Raw genomic sequence first — 1,126 nt, forward strand, 5'->3', positions numbered from 1 at the left:
CTGCTTGAGGGCCTTGTTATAAGAGGGCCAGTTGGTGATTTTAAAATTTTGTTTTGCCATGGAGACCTGATTTTGAAACAACTGTGGTGATCTGCTCCGATGATTACCCAAAAGTTCTATTTATTCAACAAAGCCGTAGATATCATGTGCTTCCTCTTTAGTTTCAAAATCACTTTTATTGTTTATTCTCAGGTAATCATCATAATAACGATGAATCGCTCTGTGACATGTTGGACAAATAGGTATCATATCGTCAATGATTGTTCCAGACCTTGAGTTTACTCGAGTTCCTGATGAAAGTAGTAAAATATGATGAAGATCAAGAACTCTGTTAACCCACGGATATTTTTTACTAGTATCTATTTGACATGATTTACAAACAGGGCTTGGAAATTTATCAAAATAAAAGTTTCGTATTTGAGTATTCCTTTCTATAATTACGTGTGTCTTCTTAACCTTGCTACCTTCAATAAATCCACTTTCTAAAACGTCTGAAACTATTGTTCCTTTGTAATCAAAAAAATCGTGTTCAGAACCGTCTCGAAAGAAGCGAGCAACCCTTTGTATTTCAAGATTACCATCAGTTTCGCACCGTCCTGATATTGGACTCAAAGAGTGAAATATGTCGTGAGCATCTTCCTGATTAAGGGATACGATGATGTCCTGTCCTGTGTTATGCAAGTAAGATATTTGAGAAATAAAATTAATACTTTCACGTGACTGACGGTATTTAGCATTTCTCTCTAATCGAGGGTATTTATCACACGTGTCTATCAGTGAAATAAAATCGGTATCACTTTCACCACCATTAAATCCACTAAATATATATGCGCCGATAATCTCATTTATTGGCGTGATATGGTTATTAAAGCCAGCTACTTTTGCAAAAACATATTTTAAAGAAAAGCATAAAGGATTTCTTTTATACATAACTGCGTTAATATCCATCCAGTGGCTTTGTTGAATAATAGGTAATCATGCTGTTTTTCCATGCCAGTTTTGGTTGAAAATGCTTGTCATCTCAGGTGTACACTTTTCTCATGATGCCTAACTGCATGATTTTACGTTGCGAGGATCCGTCGTTTCGCTGGGCTGCCAGCATAAAATCTATTTATTCAACAAAGCC

The 1,126-nt window shown here is 35.8% G+C and carries 1 protein-coding gene; it reads right to left on the reverse strand.

What is annotated here, in order from left to right; genetic code table 11:
* Window positions 1-120: 120 nt before the first annotated feature.
* The gene (locus tag QZ506_RS02010) at window positions 121-948 is read right to left on the reverse strand and encodes a hypothetical protein (RefSeq protein ID WP_291968681.1); all 828 of its coding nucleotides are present in this window, start codon (window positions 946-948) and stop codon (window positions 121-123) included.
* Window positions 949-1,126: the final 178 nt, after the last annotated feature.

Source organism: Candidatus Symbiopectobacterium sp., assembly GCF_020054415.1.
Taxonomy (GTDB): domain Bacteria; phylum Pseudomonadota; class Gammaproteobacteria; order Enterobacterales; family Enterobacteriaceae; genus Symbiopectobacterium.